The 20,906-nt window shown below is 43.9% G+C and carries 15 protein-coding genes; 9 read left to right on the top strand and 6 right to left on the bottom strand.

Features of this window, described 5'->3' with window-relative positions; all coding sequences use genetic code 11:
- Nucleotides 1-26 precede the first annotated feature (26 nt).
- Nucleotides 27-263, bottom strand: a complete 237-nt coding sequence (locus tag AB5062_RS02845) for a hypothetical protein (protein ID WP_005847731.1) — start codon at nucleotides 261-263, stop codon at nucleotides 27-29.
- Between the two features lie 123 nt (nucleotides 264-386).
- Here AB5062_RS02845 and AB5062_RS02840 point away from each other — a divergent pair, with 123 nt between their 5' ends.
- Nucleotides 387-614 (top strand): hypothetical protein, encoded by a 228-nt coding sequence (locus AB5062_RS02840; RefSeq protein WP_005847732.1) that lies wholly within the window; start codon nucleotides 387-389, stop codon nucleotides 612-614.
- 31 nt (nucleotides 615-645) lie between these two features.
- Here AB5062_RS02840 and AB5062_RS02835 read toward each other — a convergent pair whose 3' ends face one another.
- On the bottom strand, nucleotides 646-2,313 hold the full coding sequence (locus AB5062_RS02835; RefSeq protein WP_008667197.1) for a formate--tetrahydrofolate ligase: 1,668 nt from the start codon (nucleotides 2,311-2,313) through the stop codon (nucleotides 646-648).
- A gap of 88 nt (nucleotides 2,314-2,401) precedes the next feature.
- On the opposite strand from AB5062_RS02835, the gene AB5062_RS02830 reads away from it, so the two are divergent.
- From AB5062_RS02830 to AB5062_RS02810, 5 genes are all read left to right on the top strand, one after another.
- Nucleotides 2,402-3,577 carry an iron-containing alcohol dehydrogenase gene (locus tag AB5062_RS02830; RefSeq protein ID WP_057279371.1) on the top strand — a complete coding sequence of 392 codons (1,176 nt, stop codon included), beginning with the start codon at nucleotides 2,402-2,404 and terminating at the stop codon, nucleotides 3,575-3,577.
- A 300-nt stretch (nucleotides 3,578-3,877) separates the two neighbouring features.
- Nucleotides 3,878-5,101 carry a hypothetical protein gene (locus AB5062_RS02825; RefSeq protein WP_005847734.1) on the top strand — a complete coding sequence of 408 codons (1,224 nt, stop codon included), beginning with the start codon at nucleotides 3,878-3,880 and terminating at the stop codon, nucleotides 5,099-5,101.
- 5 nt (nucleotides 5,102-5,106) lie between these two features.
- Nucleotides 5,107-5,688, top strand: coding sequence for a hypothetical protein (locus tag AB5062_RS02820; RefSeq protein WP_005846867.1), 582 nt, complete (start codon nucleotides 5,107-5,109; stop codon nucleotides 5,686-5,688).
- Nucleotides 5,672-9,325: an ATP-binding protein gene (locus AB5062_RS02815; RefSeq protein WP_368326830.1), complete on the top strand. Its 3,654-nt coding sequence runs from the start codon at nucleotides 5,672-5,674 to the stop codon at nucleotides 9,323-9,325. Before AB5062_RS02820 ends, AB5062_RS02815 begins: the two co-directional genes overlap by 17 nt.
- Nucleotides 9,326-9,642: 317 nt before the next feature.
- Nucleotides 9,643-11,700: a UvrD-helicase domain-containing protein gene (locus AB5062_RS02810; RefSeq protein WP_005847735.1), complete on the top strand. Its 2,058-nt coding sequence runs from the start codon at nucleotides 9,643-9,645 to the stop codon at nucleotides 11,698-11,700.
- 379 nt (nucleotides 11,701-12,079) lie between these two features.
- Here the strand turns inward: AB5062_RS02810 and AB5062_RS02805 are convergent, their stop codons facing one another.
- Nucleotides 12,080-12,958 (bottom strand): hypothetical protein, encoded by an 879-nt coding sequence (locus tag AB5062_RS02805; protein ID WP_057279372.1) that lies wholly within the window; start codon nucleotides 12,956-12,958, stop codon nucleotides 12,080-12,082.
- A gap of 246 nt (nucleotides 12,959-13,204) precedes the next feature.
- Between AB5062_RS02805 and AB5062_RS02800 the strand changes: the two genes are divergently transcribed.
- The 3 genes from AB5062_RS02800 to AB5062_RS02790 are packed head-to-tail and all read left to right on the top strand — an operon-like array spanning nucleotide 13,205 to nucleotide 16,489.
- Entirely contained in the window at nucleotides 13,205-14,563 is a 1,359-nt protein-coding gene (locus AB5062_RS02800; RefSeq protein ID WP_005847737.1) for a DUF5690 family protein, read from the top strand.
- 42 nt (nucleotides 14,564-14,605) lie between these two features.
- Nucleotides 14,606-15,394 (top strand): phosphonoacetaldehyde hydrolase, encoded by a 789-nt coding sequence (phnX, locus tag AB5062_RS02795; protein ID WP_005846853.1) that lies wholly within the window; start codon nucleotides 14,606-14,608, stop codon nucleotides 15,392-15,394.
- 6 nt (nucleotides 15,395-15,400) lie between these two features.
- Nucleotides 15,401-16,489, top strand: a complete 1,089-nt coding sequence (locus AB5062_RS02790) for a 2-aminoethylphosphonate--pyruvate transaminase (protein WP_005846850.1) — start codon at nucleotides 15,401-15,403, stop codon at nucleotides 16,487-16,489.
- 67 nt (nucleotides 16,490-16,556) lie between these two features.
- Here the strand turns inward: AB5062_RS02790 and AB5062_RS02785 are convergent, their stop codons facing one another.
- From AB5062_RS02785 to AB5062_RS02775, 3 genes are all read right to left on the bottom strand, one after another.
- The gene (locus AB5062_RS02785) at nucleotides 16,557-17,708 is read right to left on the bottom strand and encodes an OprO/OprP family phosphate-selective porin (protein WP_005846847.1); all 1,152 of its coding nucleotides are present in this window, start codon (nucleotides 17,706-17,708) and stop codon (nucleotides 16,557-16,559) included.
- Nucleotides 17,709-17,851: 143 nt separating this feature from the next.
- Entirely contained in the window at nucleotides 17,852-19,165 is a 1,314-nt protein-coding gene (locus tag AB5062_RS02780) for a VWA domain-containing protein (RefSeq protein ID WP_005846844.1), read from the bottom strand.
- Nucleotides 19,137-20,759, bottom strand: a complete 1,623-nt coding sequence (locus AB5062_RS02775; protein WP_005846841.1) for an AAA family ATPase — start codon at nucleotides 20,757-20,759, stop codon at nucleotides 19,137-19,139. Before AB5062_RS02775 ends, AB5062_RS02780 begins: the two co-directional genes overlap by 29 nt.
- Nucleotides 20,760-20,906: the final 147 nt, after the last annotated feature.

Genomic DNA, 20,906 nt, shown 5'->3' with positions numbered 1-20,906 from the left:
TTTATCGTTACTGATTAGTTCGATTTTTATAAAAGCTTATCTTTCTCATATTCCGTTTTATCTTCGGCCGCAACCAGATTTAATTCCCTGCCGCTCTCTCCATACGAAACCGCATGACGTACTGCAAAATTTTCCAAGAACAAATGGTTCAGCGTAAACAATGCCCCATTCAAGTGCTCATTTCTGACAGAAGGTTTTGTATTCCTACTACGAATCCGAGACATGCATTTACGATGCTGTCCGGGAGTCAAGACACCCGCCATCCATCCACTTTTTAAATAATGCAAATATATAAAAAACGGATAAAAGTCTGATTCTAAACAATAATTTTGTACTTTTACTGTCGCATATAATCCATATACATTCAACACCAAACAATAAAAGCCATGACAGCAAGAAACAAAGTTCTAACCATCATGGGTATCATTATACTTATCGGGATTATCTCAATAGGATTCTTTGTATTTCCAATCGGAATTTCCATGTGCGCCATTACAGGCTTATGCTATGGCTGCAAATATAAAGACAAGTTGTTTATCAGATGGTCATCTGTAGGATTGGTAACAGGTATCGGACTTTCCATTTACACCTGGTGTTTAATCTCGTCAATGTAAAACAGCATAAGTTCAGTAAAAAAAAGAGGGGTTACGACAACCCCTCTATTTCACCATTCACGATATCAATATGCAATGCCTGCGGTTCCTTCGGCAATCCCGGCATACGCATTATTTCTCCGGCAATGACTACCAGCATCTCAGCTCCGGCATTCATCACAATATCTTGTACATGGAATTCAAAATTGTCTACCGCACCGTAAATTTTGGGGTCGGTAGAGAATGAATACTGCGTCTTGGCAATGCAGATAGGGAAATTTCCATATCCCAATTCTACAATATGCTTCAGTTTCTTACGGGCAGCGGCACTATACGTAATAATGCTGGCACCGTATAAATTACAAGCCACCTTCGATATTTTAGTTTCTACACTATCCTCATCATCATAGGCATATTGCAAAGGCTCGGAAGGTTGTTCCTCAATGGTTTTCACAACCAGTTCCGCCAATTCTACTGCCCCTTCGCCACCATCAGTAAAGGCGTTGTTCACTGCAAAGCCCACACCTTTCTTCTCGCAATGGGTACGGATATAATCCACTTCTTCCTCCGAATCATCCCCATAACGGTTAAACGCAACGACAACTGTCTGACCGAAATATCTCAAATTACGCAAATGCTTATCCATATTGGCCACACCCTGCTTCAAAGCTTCCAGATTGGGTTCCTTTATCTTATCCTGTGATACGCCGCCATGCATTTTCAATGCACGGGCAGTAACCACCAAGACGGTCAGTTTAGGTGTGATACCTGCTTTACGGCACTTGATATCATAGAACTTCTCCGCTCCCAGGTCAGCCCCGAATCCGGCTTCGGTAATAGTATAATCACTAAAAGTCATTGCCATCTTGGTTGCCAGAATAGAGTTGCAACCGTGAGCGATATTGGCAAACGGCCCCCCATGAACAAAGGCAGCAGTATGTTCCGTAGTTTGTACCAGATTAGGAGAAAGAGCATCTTTCAAAAGAACTGTAATGGCTCCGGCAACTCCTAAATCTTTTACAGTAAAAGGCTTGTTGTCATACGTAAAACCTAATAAAATATTTTCAATGCGACGACGCAGGTCCTTTTCATCCTTGGCCAGACACAGAATAGCCATAATTTCAGATGCAGGAGTAATATCAAAACCTGACTCCTGGGTAATTCCGTTGGTCTTCGGTCCTAGTCCTGTAACAATATAACGGAGGGAACGGTCATTCACATCCAACACACGACGCCACAGCACTTCCTTCAATCCGAAACCATTATCACGATTCTGATAAAGGTAATTGTCCAACAAGGCCGAAATCATATTGTGAGCGGAAGTGATGGCATGAAAATCACCTGTAAAATGAAGATTAATCTTATCCATCGGCAAAACTTGGGCATATCCTCCTCCGGCAGCTCCCCCTTTCATTCCGAAACAAGGACCTAGCGACGGCTCGCGCAAGGCAACAATTGTTTTCTTTCCTATTTTATTCAGTCCCAAAGCCAATCCGATGGAAACAGTGGTCTTACCAATACCGGCTTTGGTAGGAGTGATGGCAGTAACTAGAATAAGGTTACTCTGCTGCACCTTTTCTTCGTTTATCTGACTTTCATCCACTTTGGCAATATAGCGCCCGTAATTACTGATGTGCTCTACAGGAATACCGGTTTCCCTAGCCACTTGTTTAATCTTGACCAGCTCAATGCTGCGTGCTATTTCAATGTCCGTTTTCATCTTTTTACTAAATTTAGGCGGCAAAGGTAATATATTTCCTTAACTTTGTTTTGGTTTCAAACAACAAAATAATATAAGGAGTAAGCAAATGAACAATTTTGTATTTTACAGCCCTACCGAGTTTGTATTTGGCAAGGATACAGATATCCAAACCGGTACTCTTGCTAAAAAGTATAACGCCCGGAAGGCAATGATTGTTTACGGTGGAGGCTCTATTATTCGCAGCGGATTACTGCAACGCATAGAAGATTCTCTGCAACAGGCAGGAGTGGATTATGTAAAATTAGGAGGCGTACAACCTAATCCTACTGACCCGAAAGTTTACGAAGGCATTGAACTGGCGCGCAAAGAAGGCGTGGACTTTATGCTTCCCGTAGGGGGAGGCTCTGTCATTGACACTGCAAAAGCCATTGCGGCAGGAGTGCCCTACGAAGGTGATTTTTGGGATTTCTATATAGGAAAAGCCAAAGTGAAGAAGGCCTTAAAAGTGGGTGTGGTACTTACTATTCCCGCTGCCGGCAGCGAAGGTTCGGGCAATACGGTGATTACCAAACTGGAAGGTCTGCAAAAACTAAGTTTGCGTGTACCGGAATTACTACGGCCTGTTTTTGCTGTGATGAATCCGGAACTGACCTATACTCTCCCCCCCTACCAGACAGCTTGTGGCATTGCCGATATGATGGTACACATTATGGAACGTTATTTTACCAACACTCCCGATGTAGAAATCAGTGACCGGCTGTGTGAAGGGACTTTGATGGCTATCATCAAAGAAGCATATAAAGTGAAGCAGAACCCGAACGATTACGAAGCACGCGCCAATATCATGTGGTGTGGGACAATTGCCCATAACGGTACTTGCGGAGTAGGTTGTGAGGAAGACTGGGCATCACATTTTCTGGAACATGAAATCAGTGCTGCATATAATGTGACACATGGAGCAGGACTAGCAGTAATCGTACCTGCATGGATGACATTCATGGCAGAACACAACCCGAAAAAGATTGCCCGGTTTGCAAACCGCGTTTTCGGAGTTCCCGAGAATGAGGATTTGGAAGAAATGGCACTTGCCGGCATATCACGATTGAAGCATTTTTTCAGATACATGGGCCTGCCGGTCAATTTCAAAGAATTGGGTATAGAACATCCTGATATTGAACTGCTAGTGAAAAAACTGCATGAAAACAAGGGAGAATGGGTAGGCAATTATGTGAAGCTGAACAAAGAATATAGTAAAGAGATATTCGAACTAGCCTGCAAATAACCCACACAACTAAACAGTTCTAAAACATAGGCACCCGGTTTATCAGTCTTTACCGTAAAGTTCCTAAAGTATTCTATTTTCCAGACGCGCCGGCACGAACTACGTTATTCGTGCCAGCCGCATCTGAGAAATATAGCACCATTAAGCGACAGACACTTCATGCAACGACTTCCCTCTTGCCCATTTATACTCCAACATTTTCCACCTTTTACTTCACTATTTATATGCTTTTTAGCATAAAACGCTAGGTTTTTCCAACCATTTAAAGTAACTTCGCCGGACTTTTTTGGAGAAAAAACAATGTATATATTCCGATCAATTCACGAAATAATAAATACGATTTTTGTAGCTAAAGGGCTATTGGTAGAGATGTTTGAGAAGAGAAAAGTACTTAGTTTTCGATACTCGGACGCACTAGCCCTATTGAAAGAGGATGAAAACCGTTTAAAGATACTCATCGAAAAGGAAATCATACACCAAAACGGAAACTTTGTGGAACTGGATGCCCGATTCCTTGATTTCTTCGAACTGCTGCTGGAAGCGAACGAGGAAATCAACACGGCTACCGTAGAGGAAAACATAGAGTACCTGCACGAACTGATGGACTACTACCTGAAAGAAAAGATCCAGTCGCGCAAGGAAAGTTATGTACGCAATATCAAGATTACCTTTCAGAAACTGGCACGTGTAACGATACGGAACATTATCAACCTTCAACACAATATTGATAATGCTTTCAAACACGAGCCCACATACCAGATAAAAATAGCCAAACTGCAAAATCTGGACAAGAAACGAATCAACATCCAGCGGTTGATAGACTCTACCGAACATCTGATTCTGCATGAAGAACGGGATTTCTTCCGCCAAGCCACTGACGAAGAGCTGACCCGCATCCTGCTCGAACTGCGGCAGGAACTGCAACTATCAGCTCACAGTCTGATTCGTGCCCAGCAGGATATCATCAATTACCTGAACCAAATAAAGAATCAGGTGATACTGGTAGAAAAAATACGAAAAGTAAAATATCTGCAAGATCAGTTCGAGTTACGTGCCCGGAGTAATCTGTCTGAAATAATGGAACGGGAACGCTCCCTCCTGTTGGAAGGCAATACACAAGCATCGTTCAAACTGTCCCCCAGCTATTTGGCCAGTGACGAAGTGCGTCCCATCATTCTGAAAGTTATCAGCAATCAGAAGTATCGTGAAATTGTACGGAAAAATGAAGCCGGAGCTTTCAGTGAAGAAGACTTGGAAGCACAGGCCATGTACGAAGAAGTGATTAATTTGGACGAAGTGGTAACCGCCTTTGTGCAGTCGGGGGCAGAAGCCCGCTGGAAAGGAGAGCCGGTCAGCGACCTTTTTTCCTTTCTGTTGCAATATCATTTCCATCGCGAAGTGGATGAAAAGGAACGTACCACGTTCTTCTGTCAGATTGTCTCACTTTACGAGAGCCAACTGGAAATCCGGAACGAGTTCGGACTCCACAATCAATATGAATATGCTAAAATATACCCACTCTGAGAATTATGGATTTAAATATACAAATACCCGATAATACCGCATCCATCTTTGAATACCTGCAAAAAGGACTGTTCATCAGTTCCAACAGCACCAGCGAAGAAGTACGCGATATGTATAATGAAATAGATGAGAACTACGAATCTCTCTATCAGTATTTCTCACAAATAAACTATACACTGGAACGGGGAAACGAATATTTCTTCTTCTCCCGTATAGAACCTAAAGCCACACTGGAGCAAAAAATCATGCGTGCCTATTACTGGATAGATGTGCTCGATTTTTTCAAAACCTACGATGAAACATTCGGTCCCGGATTCCGCTTCCAGCCCGAACAGATATTGGTGGAAACCAACATCAACATGCTGCTCCAAAACAAACTGGACGGTATGCGGAAACACTTCTCGGACAAGGACATCCGCAAGGAAGTGCTGGAAAACATGATACGCCAGCTCACCAAAGACTCGTTCCTGGAACAGGAAAATGAGAAAACCAATACGTATAAAGTGATGAGCGCCTGGCATTATCTGGAAAGACTGATTGAAAGTATCAACATTTACGACGAAACCGAAGATGAGAAACCTGAGTAGAATTATCTTTATCAATAGTGCGAATATCCCTTATTCGGACGATATCTATCTGGACGGAAACGTTCACTTCATCGGTACGCAGGGAGTGGGAAAAAGTACCCTTCTGCGTGCTATCCTTTTCTTTTACAATGCCGACACGCAACGGCTGGGCATTTCGGTGGAAAAGCAGAATTACACGGATTACTATTTTCCCTACTCCAATTCGTATATCGTTTACGAAGTGGCAACAGAGAACGGCGCGTTCTGTATTCTGAGTTTCAAATCGATGAACCGTGTATGTTACCGCTTCATCCACTCTCCTTACCGCAAAGAATTCTTTATAGACGAGAATCGGGTGGCCTATAGCGAGAGCGACCGCGTGCGTGCCGTGCTGGACCAATATGGCATAGAATATTCACGCATCATCTATACCTACGACGAGTATCGGAACATTCTGTATGGAAACAGTACAAGTCCTGAGTTCAGCCGGTACTCGCTGATGGAGAGCAAGCAATACCAGAATATTCCGCGCACTATACAGAACGTGTTGCTGAATTCGAAACTGGATGCTGAATTTATCAAGAAAACAATCATTTCTTCTCTGAATGAAGATGAAACGGCCATCGACCTGAACAGTTACAAGGAGCATCTGAAAAACTTTGAAACCCGTCTGAAGGATATCGAAGAATTTCAGAAACGGGAAACCCGGAAACAGGCTCGGGAAATCACACTGTTATCCCAACAAACGTCCAAACTGCAAGGCGGACTGGTGCAGAATTGCCGCGAACTGGTTGCCGCTTTCCGCAAAGCCGAAAGTATCCTTCCCCAATGGAAAGAGAAACAAGACTGCACGGATGCCGACAAAGGAAAACTGATACGCCGGAAACAGGAGCTTCAGGATGAATCGCGCAAACGCAGCGACAAGTTACAGGAAGCGCTGGCAGTGCTGAACAACGAACTGCAAAAGGCATTAGGCAAAGAAAAGGACTATCAGAACAAGAACATAGAAGAGATTATAGAACGCTCTTCCAAAAAAGAGGAATGGAAGAACCGGCAGGTGGGATTGCTGGAAGAACAACGCATCCTTACCTCACAATATATGGAAATATCCACCAAGTATAAATCGCTGATTCAGGCCTTGGACGAGCAATGGAACAAGATTCATGAAGCGAAAATCAAACAACTGGATACATTAAACAATGCATACAACGAGCGTCTGGAAGAGGCCCGCAAAGAATACCAGCGGTTCACAGATTCCCTTTACCAGGAGTTCGAAAGCCTGTCACAGCAACTCCATCCGCTGAAAGCCGAGAAACTGGGCGAACTGAACGCTATAGATTACCAGATAAAATTATGCAGAAAGGAGGTTTTCTTTGAGGAAGAGCAACAGGAATTGAAAACACGTATCCAAAACTATGCCAACTTTCATACGGAACGGAAAAACCGTATCGCCCAAGCGCAGCTCATCATCAAGGAACTGACCATGACTTGGGAAGAGGAACAGCAGAAACAGTTGAAAGAAAAAGACCTGACCTTGCAAAAACTGCAACAGGAGATGCTGCAACTCCGTCCCCGCATAGACGAATTACAAGCTTTTCTGAACAACAGCAAAGACACCTTGCAAGGCTGGCTGAAAGAAAACAAAAAGGGATGGGAAGAGAATATCGGCAAACTGTGTGATGAGAGCATTTTATGGCAACGGGGGCTTTTTCCGCAAATTACCATTGAGGGGGGAAACTCATTCTATGGCATTTCCATCAATTTAGACAGCATCCACCGCCCCATCAAATCCATAGACGATTATATCGTCGAGAAAGAAAACGGTGAAAAACGTCTGGAAGAAATCACTGCTGCCATGCAACGCCAGCAAACTGAAAGGGAGGAGTTGCAGGAACAGTTGAAACGCAAATACCAACCGCAGATAAAGGAACAAAAAGCCATTATCAGCCAAATAGAGTATGAACTGGAACAATTGGAACGCCAATACCAGCAGGATATGCTCGACTTGGAAGAGTGGAAGAAGAAAGCCAATGAGGAACGGAATGCCAAAATAAACCGATTGGAAAACGAACAGCGCAAACGGGTTGCCGAACTGGACGGTATAAACAGCAAGCTAAAAAACCTGAACAAAGAAAAGACAGAGAAACTGGATAGCCTGAAACAGGAATGGAACAAGCAACAACAGGCTCTTGCCGCCGAAAAAAAGACACAAGCGGAAGTTATCGGGAAGGAAGAAAAAGAAGAACAACGCAGAATTTCCTCCATCAAAACCGAATATGAAGCGGATATGCAGAAAGAGCTTCACTCGCAGGGAGCAGATACCGAACGTCTGCAAGACATTGCCAACCAACTGGTCCAGCTGGAAAAAGAGCTTTCTTTCATTAAGGAGAATGCGACACTGGTCATCGAATACCAAAAAGACAAACGGGATTTGATAGACCGTATTCCCGGATGGCAACGGGAGCACGATGAACAAAAACGTCTGCTCCAATTGGAACGGGAAACGCTGAGAGTGGAAACATCCTCCCTACAAGAAAAAATAGACCTTCTGAACAAAGAATGGGAAGAAGCGGAAGAAAATGTAAGGGAACTGCAAAAGAACCTGGAGGCTTACAGCAAGATTCCGGCATACGACTGGTATAAACCGCATCAGGATATATTCCGTTCCGAAAACACGCAAACCATGCAGACCACCAAGACCTGTATGGAGCTGATTGACGAACTGACCCGCCAGGCCAACCAATTCACGCAGGTGCAAAGCAAGCTCCGTAAAGAAGTGAACCTTTTCACCGGACATTTTGATGAGGACAACACCTTCAAGTTCCGCGTAAAATTCAACGAGGATTGGGAATATGTACGCTTTGCCGACGAACTGCACGACTTTGTGGAAGAACACCGCATAGACGAGTACATCCGCCGCATCAACAACGAGCATTGGGATACCTTCAAACGTATCAGTATGGACACCTCCATGCTGACTTCATCGGAAGATGATATTCAAGATGTGATCCGTGAAATCAATAAAGGTTTCGCCACCTGCAATTTTGTGGGAGTCATCCAGCGCATTGAAATGAAAGTGGAAGAGAGCAGCAACCGCGTAGTGAATATTCTGCGTGAGATACAGAAATATTACCATGATTACGGCTATGACCTCTCACCGGAAACCAACCTGTTCTCCTCTGCCAAAGAGCAATTGGTGAAAGAAGAGGCTATCACTTTGCTGCGTACCTTTATCAAGGAAATACATGCTTACCGCTATGACAGTATCCGCCTGTATGATTCCTTCGAGTTGCGTTTCCGCATTGTGGAGAACGGCAATGACACCGGATTTATCGAGAAGATAGCCAATGTGGGGTCGGAAGGAACCGACATTCTGGTAAAAGCGATGATAAACATCATGTTGCTGAATGTGTTCAAGGAAGGAGCATCCCGCAAATTCAAAGATTTCAAGTTACACTGCATGATGGATGAAATAGGCAAACTACATCCCAACAACATCAGCGGTATCCTGAAATTCGCCAATGACCGGAATATCATTCTTATCAACGGTTCTCCCACCGAACTGAACCGCGATGCGTATAAGCACGTTTACCTGCTTACCAAAGGAACACAGAACAAGACCCGCATCGCACGGTTAATCTCAGATAAACAGCTATAAAAGCCAGTAATAACAATCTGTATATTTCTATATTATAATGCACAATCTCTCAAAAAAAGATTGTGCATTATTCTTTTTCCGTGAACATTCTCCTTACATATACCTGCTACGGTTGGGACGGAGAGCTTGTGAAAGTTCCTCCACCTTTTTTCCACAAAGAAAAGAGCGGCTTCCATTCCTGCAATATTCATATCAGAGTAACCCAAACAACCGGACAAAGAACAAATTTACATCCACTTTTCTCCATACAAAGAGAATAACATTAAACATATTTGTGTAATTTCGCCCGGTAATAAAACTACAAACCAATACGCGCTATGATATTTAACCGGACTGAAAAGGAAGAAAAAGCCTATCTCATGGATATTATTGCTTTATTAGCTGCCAATATCGAACAGATGGATAAGGCCATTGAAGATAAATCCAAAGACGTAATGGAGCACAAACTCTACTTGTGGGAAAATCTGTCCGAACTGGACCGAGCCGAGAAAAGTGCGGTCCGGCAGATAGTCACCCAACAAGTAGCAGCCAGCGAGTCCTTGGCCGAGAAAAAGAAACGTTATCGCAAAATGATGGCCATCCCCTATTTCGGTCGCATCGACTTTCAAGAAAAAGGGCAACCCGAAGTCCTGCCATTATATATAGGTATACACTCATTTTTCAATCCTCCCACCAATGAAAATCTGATACACGACTGGCGTGCCCCCATCTCCAGCATGTTCTATGATTATGAATTAGGAGAAGCACATTTCGACGCCCCCTCGGGAGAAGTGAAAGGTAACATCCGTCTGAAACGCCAGTATCGCATCCGTGACGGAAAAATGGAATTCATGCTGGAAAGTTCACTGAATATTCAAGATGACATCCTTCAGAAGGAATTGAGTGGAAACTCCGATGACCGGATGAAGAATATAGTCGCCACCATCCAACGGGAACAGAATAAAATTATCCGTAATGATACATCGAACACCCTGATTATCCAGGGAGTAGCCGGTTCAGGAAAAACATCCATCGCCTTGCACCGCGTAGCCTATCTGCTATATCGGCACAAAGGGGAAATCACGTCCAATGATATCCTGATCATTTCCCCCAATAAAGTATTTGCCGATTACATCTCGAACGTACTTCCCGAATTGGGAGAAGAAAAAATTGAAGAATGCGGCTTTGAGGAATTAATGCTCAAAATACTGGACAACAAATATAAAATACAAACCTTCTTTGACCAGGTGGCCGAAATACTGGACAAAGAGGAAGAAGATTTTATAGAACGTATCCGATTCAAATCCACCACCGAGTTTATCCAGCAGATGGATAAATACATTCTATATTTGGAACAAAACGCATTTCGGCCAACCGACCTGAAAGCAGGGCGTATCCCTATCCCTGCCGAGTACCTGAAAGAACGTTTCGCGGCATGGCACCGCCTGCCCATGCGCAGCCGTTTCCAACCAATGGCAGAAGAAATTGCCCGCGAACTGACTTTCACCTATCACCAAGAGCCGATGGGAAAAATACAGATACGGCAGTTGGGTAATGAACTGAAAAAGATGTTCAACAATAAAGACCTCGACTTGTACAAGGGATTTTATGACTGGCTGGGAAAACCGGAAATGTTCAAGCAGGGTAAAAACCGGAAATTGGAATATGCGGATGTAGCTCCATTACTTTATTTGAAACTGGCCCTGGAAGATAATAAAACCATGTATGGCATCAAGCATCTGCTGGTAGACGAAATGCAGGACTATACTCCGATACAATACAAAGTTCTGGCTAAATTATTCCCTTGCCGGAAAACAATATTGGGAGATGCAAAGCAATCAGTAAATCCATACAGTTCCACCACCTGCGAACAGATCCAACGTGTACTGGTCGGCTCGGAAGTGATGAAGCTTTGTAAAAGTTATCGCTCCACGTATGAAATCACAGAGTTTGCCCAACGTATTGCCAAGAACGAGGAACTGGAAGCTATAGAGCGTCATGGAGAGGAACCGGCAGTCGCCTTGCTGCCTACTGAAAAGAAAGAGATAGAATGGATAGAAAACCTCATCACCTCTTTCCTGAAAGGAGCTGATGTATCCATGGGTATAATATGCAAAACCGTAAAACAAGCGGACAAGTTGTATGCAGCCATCAATCATTTGTCTGATAAGATCTGTTTGCTGACAGAAGAAAGTGTAGCTTTTGTCAATGGGGTGGTCATTACTACAGCCCACATGGCAAAAGGGCTGGAGTTTGACGAAGTGATTGTTCCATTTGTAACTGATAAAGACTATAGAACAGAGATAGACCGCAGCATGTTATATGTAGCCTGCACCCGTGCCATGCATAAACTTTATATTTCCGCATCGGGTAATATAAGTACATTTCTATCATAAGCATTGACAAAACATCATCCATTGCAGGAATGGAATGAAATCCATCCCTACAGTGGATGGGCAAGTCTGCAAAAGGATATTCCTCCGTAAGGAATGCGTAGCCTTGTAATCTGATTCATCCTTAAAAGCTCTTACCCATATCTCTAAACCTTTCCCGCCGTAGGGTTAAAGATTTTCTTCCTGTTTGTTTTATCTCCGCAAGCCTTTGGAGTTATCTCCATAGCCTTGGGAGTCAACTCCAAAGCTTATGGAGATAACTCCAAAGACTTGGGAGATAGAATACATCCGTATAAAAAGGCTTGATCAAGGAAGAGAAAAGGCTTATGTAACAGCGACGGATGCGATATGTTGTTATTACAAGCCGTTTCCAATGTACGAATCATAAAGACAAAATCTTTTTTTCCCTCTCCAAATCATTTTCATTCAGTTGGGGAGACGGAACCATGCAGGTACGGATACAATCTCCCTCCTGACAAGTATAGTCATAATACTTCTTTTGTAATTCTGTCAACTTATCGAGTGGAACCAGCTCCCCTTTCAGTTCCAGGAATTCCTCCATGTCTGTACTGTCTCCTTGCTTTACAAACAAGATACGGCGCGCTATCGGATTCCTGTTGTAATCCAGACTAAGATACAAACCTTTAAGGAACGGCGGAAAATCATACATCGGCAATTGCAGATAAATACTGAACAAAGCCATTTGCGGTGACTCGCGCTCGTTAAAGAAAATATACCCGTTCTGATGATTATTGAATAATCCCACTCCCCGATGCGTTGTATTATAGGCACTCATGTGAGTCACCTTCACATACGTATTGTCTTCGGAAGCCTCTATCAGATAGGGTTCCACTTTAAGGCATTGGCACGAAGAAGAAAGACTATAGCTCAGATAACTTCCGCTATAATTATAAACTTCCTGCACGGAACGTTGCATCTCGGCAGTCATCATCTCCATAAAAGGATTGGTCTTTGCCTCACCATGGGCAGGTTCCAAACTGAAAAGCAACTCTTTGATACTTGCCAAATTGCCCAACAGACGTTTTTTTGACACATTATTGACCTGCGCCAAAGCCAAATCTAATGAATCTTCTTCAGAGTGTCCTTGTTTCAATGAGGTTACATAAGTGGGCAGAACGCTGGAATAAAGAGCAGACAAGACACTGGGAGCTATATCTACATAATCTGCTATCTCCTTCATTTTCAAACCATTGTTACGGAGATATTCTATTCTTCGGTATATTTCTATCAAATCATTCATTGTTCTCTTCTTCTTTATTGAACTTGCAAAATACAAGTTTTTATATGAACATACAATGACATATACATTACATTAATGTTACATCATACAACAGGTGGAATATGAAAAATATTAATCATAAAGATTCATTTTTTCTCTCTCGGAAGGCCCCTACTTTTGCTTCCGGAAACAGCAATCCAAGGACACGAGGAGTGAGGTTCCTACAAAGAAAAGAAACAAAACAATTAGTCAATATCAATTAGTATAATGGAAGCAAAAAGCGAAACAAACAAACAGATATCCAGTTTCCTGTTTATCCTGTGGGCAGGAGGGGCGGCACTACTGTCATACTCACTGGTATATGCCCTGCGCAAACCTTTTACAGCTGCCACCTTTGACGGAATGGATTTCTTCGGGATGGACTATAAAGTAGCCACTACCATCATGCAGATTTTCGGCTACCTTATTTCAAAGTTCTTTGCCATCAAGATTGTTTCAGAATTGAAGCGCGAGGACCGGTTGAAGTTCATGGTATGCTCCGTAGCCCTTGCAGAACTCGCTTTAGTCTTCTTCGGATTACTCCCCCAACCCTTTAATGTGTTTGCCCTATTCTTCAACGGACTGGCATTGGGATGCATGTGGGGAGTCATCTTCAGTTTCATAGAAGGACGCAAAGTTACCGATATATTGGCCAGCTTGCTGGGGGTAAGTATGGCGGTGAGCTCAGGAATGGCTAAATCTATGGGATTGTTTGTAGTCAATACATTTGGTGTCACAGAATTCTGGATGCCCGCCCTGATAGGTGGTTTAGCCTTCCCGCTCCTTATCCTCATGGGGTGGTCGCTCAACAAGTTGCCACAACCCACAGATGAAGACCGCGCCCTCCGTTCGGAACGTGTCACCTTGAACGGAGAGCAACGCAGACAACTGTTCAAAAGTTATATGCCCTTGCTGATCATGCTGTTCTTCGCCAATCTGTTTATCACTATTTTACGTGATATAAAAGAAGATTTTCTGGTCAATATCATTGATGTCAGCACTATTTCTTCCTGGTTGTTCGCACAAGTGGACGGTATGGTGACGCTGATTATTTTGGGAATCTTTGCCATGATGTCGTTAATAAACAGCAACTACAGAGTATTGCAGGTGCTTCTGGCTATGGTTATTGGTGGAGCGGGCACAATCAGCTATCTGGCTTTTAATTATGATGCATTGCAACTGCCTACCCTTTACTGGCTGTTCCTCCAAAGCCTGAGCCTGTACATCGTTTATCTTAGTTTCCAGACTCTGTTCTTCGAGCGCTTCATAGCCTGCTTCAAGATTAAAGGAAATGTGGGATTCTTCATTGCCACCATCGACTTTATCGGATATACAGGAACTGTCTGTGTACTGCTGTTCAAGGAATTTTGCAGCCCGGATATCAATTGGATGGAGTTCTATAACCAGTTCTCGGGATGGGTAGGCATTGTGTGCAGCATTGCATTCATCGGTTCGGCCATCTATCTGATGCAACGGTATAAATTGGAAAGACAGCTGAGAAAAGAAGAAAAAAATAAAAAGATCATCGTTTCACCGATGGCGTTAACCAACTTAAAGGAAACAGCAGAAAACATCTGTAACCCATAACATAAAAATAAAAGTATAACCAAATAAACAACAAACAAGAAGATGAAGAAAATTGAGTGTGTTATTATGGACTGGGCCGGAACGGCTGTAGACTATGGATGCTTCGCTCCGGTAGCCGCTTTCCTGAAAGCTTTTGCCGAGAAAGGACTGACAGTGACAATGGAAGAAGCACGAGGCCCCATGGGTATGACCAAAATAGACCATATCCGTGAATTATTCAAGTTACCAAGTGTGACGGAGCAATTCAAACAAAACTATAACCGCAACTGGACTGAGGAAGATGTGGTATCCATATACAAAGAATTCGAAAAACACTTGTTCGCCTCCCTGGAAGAATATACGACTCCTATTCCCGGTGTAATCGAAGTAATCGAGAAACTGAAAAGGGATGGCATCAAGATAGGTTCCACCACCGGATATACTACTGCCATGATGGACATTGTGCTGCCCGGTGCCGCCGCCCATGGCTATACCACAGACAACTGTGTGACTTCCAACAATCTTCCGGCAGGACGTCCGCAACCCTACATGATTTACCAGAACATGATTGATCTGGCCATACCTTCCGTTCAAAGCGTAATAAAATACGGGGATACGATAGCCGATATCAAAGAAGGTGTGAATGCCGGTGTATGGACTGTCGGTGTGATTCTGGGCAGCAACGAAATGGGACTCACCCAAGAGGAAACCGGAAAACTGCCTGCAGAAGAGTTGAACAGACGCATGGCAGCAGTCAGAAAACGTATGTATATGGCAGGTGCGCATTATGTAGTAAACACCATTGCCGAACTTCCCGAAATTATTGAAATTATTAACCATAAAATGAATTAAACGATTATGAGACCATACTTACTTTTAACCCCCGGCCCTTTAACCACTTCTGAAAGCGTAAAAACAGCCATGATGACCGACTGGTGCACATGGGATGAAGACTACAATGTTCACATCGTAGAGGAAATACGTAAAGGATTGGTACAACTGGCTACACGAAAAACAGATGAGTACACCAGCATCCTGATGCAGGGAAGCGGTACTTATTGCGTAGAGGCGACCTTGGGAAGTGTGATTACGCCCAAACACAAATTATTGATTCTGAGCAACGGTGCATACGGAGACCGCATGGGAAACATTGCAGAATATCATGGAATGAACTATGATATGCTGGCCTTTGATGAAACAGAACAAGTATCTGTGGAGTATGTGGATGATTATCTGGCACACAATGCAGAAATCACGCATGTGGCAGTGGTACATTGCGAAACTACAACCGGTATCCTGAACCCGTTAAAGGAAATAGCCCACATGGTAAAGATGCATGGTAAAAAGCTGATAGTGGATGCAATGAGCAGCTTTGGCGGCGTGCCGTTGGATGTAGAGGAATTAGGCATCGACTTTATGATCAGCAGTGCCAACAAATGTATTCAGGGAGTTCCCGGCTTTGGTTTCATCATTGCACGTAAATCCGAATTACAATATTGTAAAGGAGTATCAAAGAGTCTTTCTCTGGACATCTACGACCAATGGGATGCGATGGAGAAAGGACATGGAAAATGGCGCTTCACCTCGCCTACACATGTAGTGCGTGCCTTTAAACAAGCCATGGACGAACTGGCAGCCGAAGGCGGTGTGGAAGCCCGGCATGCACGCTACTGCCGTAATCACGATGTACTGGTAGAAGGTATGCGGTCACTGGGATTCAAGACCTTACTGAAAGATGAAGTCCAATCCCCTGTCATCACTTCCTTCCTTTATCCTGACAAGGAGTTCGATTTCAAGGAATTCTATCATCAGTTGAAGGAAAAAGGATTCGTTATCTATCCGGGAAAGATTTCCCAGGCAGATACTTTCCGCATCGGAAACATCGGTGATGTGTTCCCCGAAGATTTCAGCAGATTGATTGAAGCTATCAAGACCGTCGCAAAATAAAAAATAAATCTAGCTTTATGGCTCGGGCGCAGTGATTGCGCCCGAATTTGTTTCTACCCTTCTTCCGTTACAAGATCATTTGGAACCGGAGCTGCACGACACTGAAATTCTTATCACTAATCTCCTTTATATGCTTTCCCGGCATCACCCAGCTATAAGCCAGCTTCATCCCTATATGCTTATTCATGTAATAATTCACGCCCAATGAAAAATCCTTTTGAGCCCCTCCCCACACACCGGCTTCCTCATTATTCATATCAAGGATATTAAATCTTCCACACAGCTCCAATGCCCGCCCCACAGGTCTGCCCGGACAAGCCAATGCTTCATCATACCCATATTGCCTGCCTGTCAACAACCAGGAGCATTGCACATATCCGCCATGTCCTGCATAATTTGTGAAATTCTGTTCACGCTTCACCATAGTCCGTATATACTCCCCTTGCAAAAAGAACCTCTGATGAGCGATCATTAATTCCACCCCTTGTTTCAACTGGTACTTTGCATGATCTACCTTGGCGTAAATAAGATTCCGGTTATCAATAGTGCTTACCCCCGGAGATTTATAAATAAACGTATTCTCGTCTTCATCTCCCGGCAATGCGCTATCCGGAGTACGATACACCACCGCCGCACCTATGTGTAACAATTTTCCCTCTTCGTTTACAGGACGATACACCAAACGACCGTCTATGGCATATCCTTGTGAAATGTTTTTCACATTACCCAGGTCACTGTCTGTAAAGAAGCCTCCGGAAGCATAATAATGTTTTCCATTGTAGGTATAAGAGGTTCCCATCCGTCTGCCATTGGTCAAAGCCAGCACGATTCCCGGTGACTGGTGAAAACGAAGATCGTACGTACTGCATAGCATGTCCAAGGTGAAAGGTTCATAAAATTGTCCCACCTGAATAATATGCTTGCCCGAAGTATAAGCAGCAAAGGCATCCTTTATGGAAACCTTATTCCCTACATACCCCACCTCCATTTTCATGCTCCAATTCTGATAGGTCGCTTTCACCCCCAACCGCAAGTCATTAAACTCCGTACCGTTACCAAACAGGTTATCATTCTTTAAATAAACGCCACCATCCATAAGCATCCGTCCGGTCAGTTTACACTTCAAATCCCCGGCAACCGGGTGTTGCGCGCGGGCAACTAAAGCAGCAGAGGGGAATAACAGGCACATCAATGCTTTAACATAAGTCATTCTTCCCATTGTATTCTTTTGTTTTTTACTTTATAACAAATGTAAGAGGAATGACCTATACTAAAAATGAATAACCATTAATTTGATGATGAAGTTATTACGCGCAGAAAGCAAGTAATATTCATTTCATATTTATGTAACAGAATTGTAACTTACATTTCCCAATAACGTTCACAAAGATTCAAGTATTCCATCTCAGGCTTGTTGCCGAACACCAATCCGAAGAAAGAGGTCTTCCTCCGCTTAATCACTTTTACCTGTTCCATTAAATCGCGGGATAAAGGAGGCATCTCGAAATCTGAGATCAATACGATATCCGATTCACGGAAATCATTTCCGTTGATGATATGCGCAGCTTCCCGAAGAGCCGGCTCTATATCCGTTCCACCGTCAAAACGTTTATTCAGAAACTCCGCCAACCTGGGCATATCCCGCCCCAAATCTTCAATCAACAACGATACAGCCTCATCCGAGAAATTGATGACATAACATTTCCGATGGGTTTTCTCCGTCAGTTGCGCTATAGCCAGAATAGCCGATTTGGACAAGATCTCTCTGTTTCCCTGCATGGAGCCGGAAGTATCCACACAGATAATATAGGGTCCTAGCCCCGAAACCTTATGCTTGTCATCCTTTACCGGTTCCGTTTCCTTGGACTGGTAATCGAACTGTTGCAATCTCTTTTCGGCATATCGTTCCATAAATACGGCACGCAGCGCATCATCCGCCAGATAGCAATACTCGACGGGCAGCAAACTGTTCAAATCATTTCCCAAAGTCACCCCTGTGATATCACTATGCGGAGAGTGCCTGATCAGCCTCTTTTTATCTACGCCCGACAAAGAATCGTATTTTTGTTGGTCCCGGTGCTTCTTGCCCAGCAGACGCGCCAATTGCCGGATAGCCGGATTGCGCTTCATCACTGTTTCATACGGAAGCATCCTCCGGTACAAATCAGGATAATTATGAAGCAGCCACTCCATGCGCGACCCCAACAGTTTGTTACCCGACTCCTTTCCTTGCTTCCGGATCAACAAATCAAAACCTTCACATAAACTGTTTATATGCATGTACTGATAGTCATACTCTTTGCGGGTAAGCAACTGATGCCATTTATCCAAAAAGAACTCCTTGGTCCGGGCCCCCTCTCCTCTCAGCAGAGAAGCATTCTCCAGCAAACTGATATAATAGTCAATATTCAGTTCCGCCAGTTCATACCTCTTTTTGAAAGCACCGCGCATCTGCTTCAAGTATTGCAAGAATGCCATATCCGGCAGATGTTCCGAAGAATAGAAAGCCTCCCACTCCGGAGTGTAGCGGGAATAATATTCCTGCAAAGAAGGTGTGGTACGCCGATAGTACATCAACACTTTCTCTTCCAGTTCGCGTTGACGCACCACCCCGTTGCTCACATCCTCCTCGTATGCTTTGAATGTCCTATCTTTCAGTTCCTGAGAATAGATCATCTTCAGATCTCTCAACCTTATATTCCTGGTTCTCTTTTCGGTACGCATCTGCCATTTCGTTCAAATCATTCTTATATCGGTCTATGGTATTCTTCTGGTGGCGAAGCATCCTCCGCATGGAAGCCCGCTGCCTTTCGCTGAGAAACAAATGCTTCTCATAATATTCCGTTTCCGCATCCAGCAGCCCGGACCAATCCTTCTCCACTCTGTCCAACGCTTCGGCCACCGATTTATATTTGGCTCCGAAATCCTCCGGCTCGGGTTCGGGCGGCGGTGGAGGACAATTCTCATAGCACATCAAGTGATATTCATAATTATTGATATAAATGGAACGAAGCCCTTTTTTCAGCGTATATATCTTATTACGCGGAACTTTGGCATGGAGTATGGAATCATATTTCTTCAGAATACAGCAGTTGGCTTTGTACTTGTCCTTATGCAGGTAGAATAATTTACCGGTCTGATCCAGATGTTGATAGTCGGCTGCAAAAATAAGGAGGCGCTCTTTCATCCGGACGCCCTCTACCTGGTAATAGTAAGTATCGATGACCTGTATGCCCGGATCGTTCACTTCACGCAAACTGTGTTCGGACGATTGTCGGTCTTTCAGTTCTTCAATGTCCTGTTCCAGCCCTTTTATATTCAGCAGATAGCCTTCGGCACTTTTCTGAATGGCAGCGTTCACCATCTCCTCTGCCGCCTCCATCTGATCCATCTCACTCCAAAGGCAATAGGACAGCAATGTACAGTCCGAAAGGCGGATAGTGTCCGATCCGTTCAGGAAAGCGGAAGCTTTCAGCAGCTTCACCATTTTCTTCCACCGGCGGTCCGACACATACAGAGGAGACGACACACCCCCCTCATTTTGTATCTGGAGGTTATATTGCTCTATCCGGTCTTTCAAGGCATGAATCACTTCGAAAATAGAGTAATGGATTTTAATGGCAGCCATCTCCTTTTCCCACCGGATGTATTCCTCATCGGTGATCTGCAGTTGCTCGTCCACCACCGGTTCCGTTTCATCCGTAGAGGAAATCATCCGGTCAAATTCTCCCATATCCTCAATGCCTCCCACCAGACAGCGAAGCAGGAAACGGTCCCACAAGGCCTCCAGTCCCTGTCCCTGGGCAGGCAGTTCATTGGAAGCGGCAATCAGCCCTTTCAGAGGAACACGGATGGAAAACTGTCCGTTACGGTATATTTTTTCATTGATAATGGTGAGCAATGCATTCTGAATGGCCGGTCCGGCTTTCCATATCTCGTCCAAGAAAGCAATGGTGGCAGAAGGCAGATAACCATCGACAATACGCTCATACGTATCTTCGTCTTTCAGTTTGGAAATGGAGACAGGACCGAATATTTCGTCCGGCGTACTGAATCGTGACATCAGATATTCAAATGCGGAAGCGTTGCGGAATGCCAGTTTCAGCCGGCGCCCTACCATACTTTTAGCTACTCCCGGAGGGCCTAAAAGGAAAATGCTTTCCCCTGCCACAGCCGAAAGCAGAGCCAGAGCCACAATATGCTCCTTTTCAAAAACCCTTTCATTCAGTTGTTGTAACAGAGATGCTATACGAGGTTTCAATGTATTCATAAAAATTATCGACTAATGATGATCAACTAGTGGTGCATTAACCACCAACCACTCCTTGTTTCTTATGCAAATATCTGAAAAAAGGATGTATTTCTCACTAGAATGTATTTTTTCTTTTTGCAGAATTGCTGTTTTTTCATGATAGAT

This window comes from Phocaeicola sp. RTP21359st1_B8_RTP21360_211022 (assembly GCF_040911965.1).
Classification (GTDB): domain Bacteria; phylum Bacteroidota; class Bacteroidia; order Bacteroidales; family Bacteroidaceae; genus Phocaeicola; species Phocaeicola vulgatus.
This window is presented reverse-complemented; position numbering and strand designations above follow the sequence as displayed.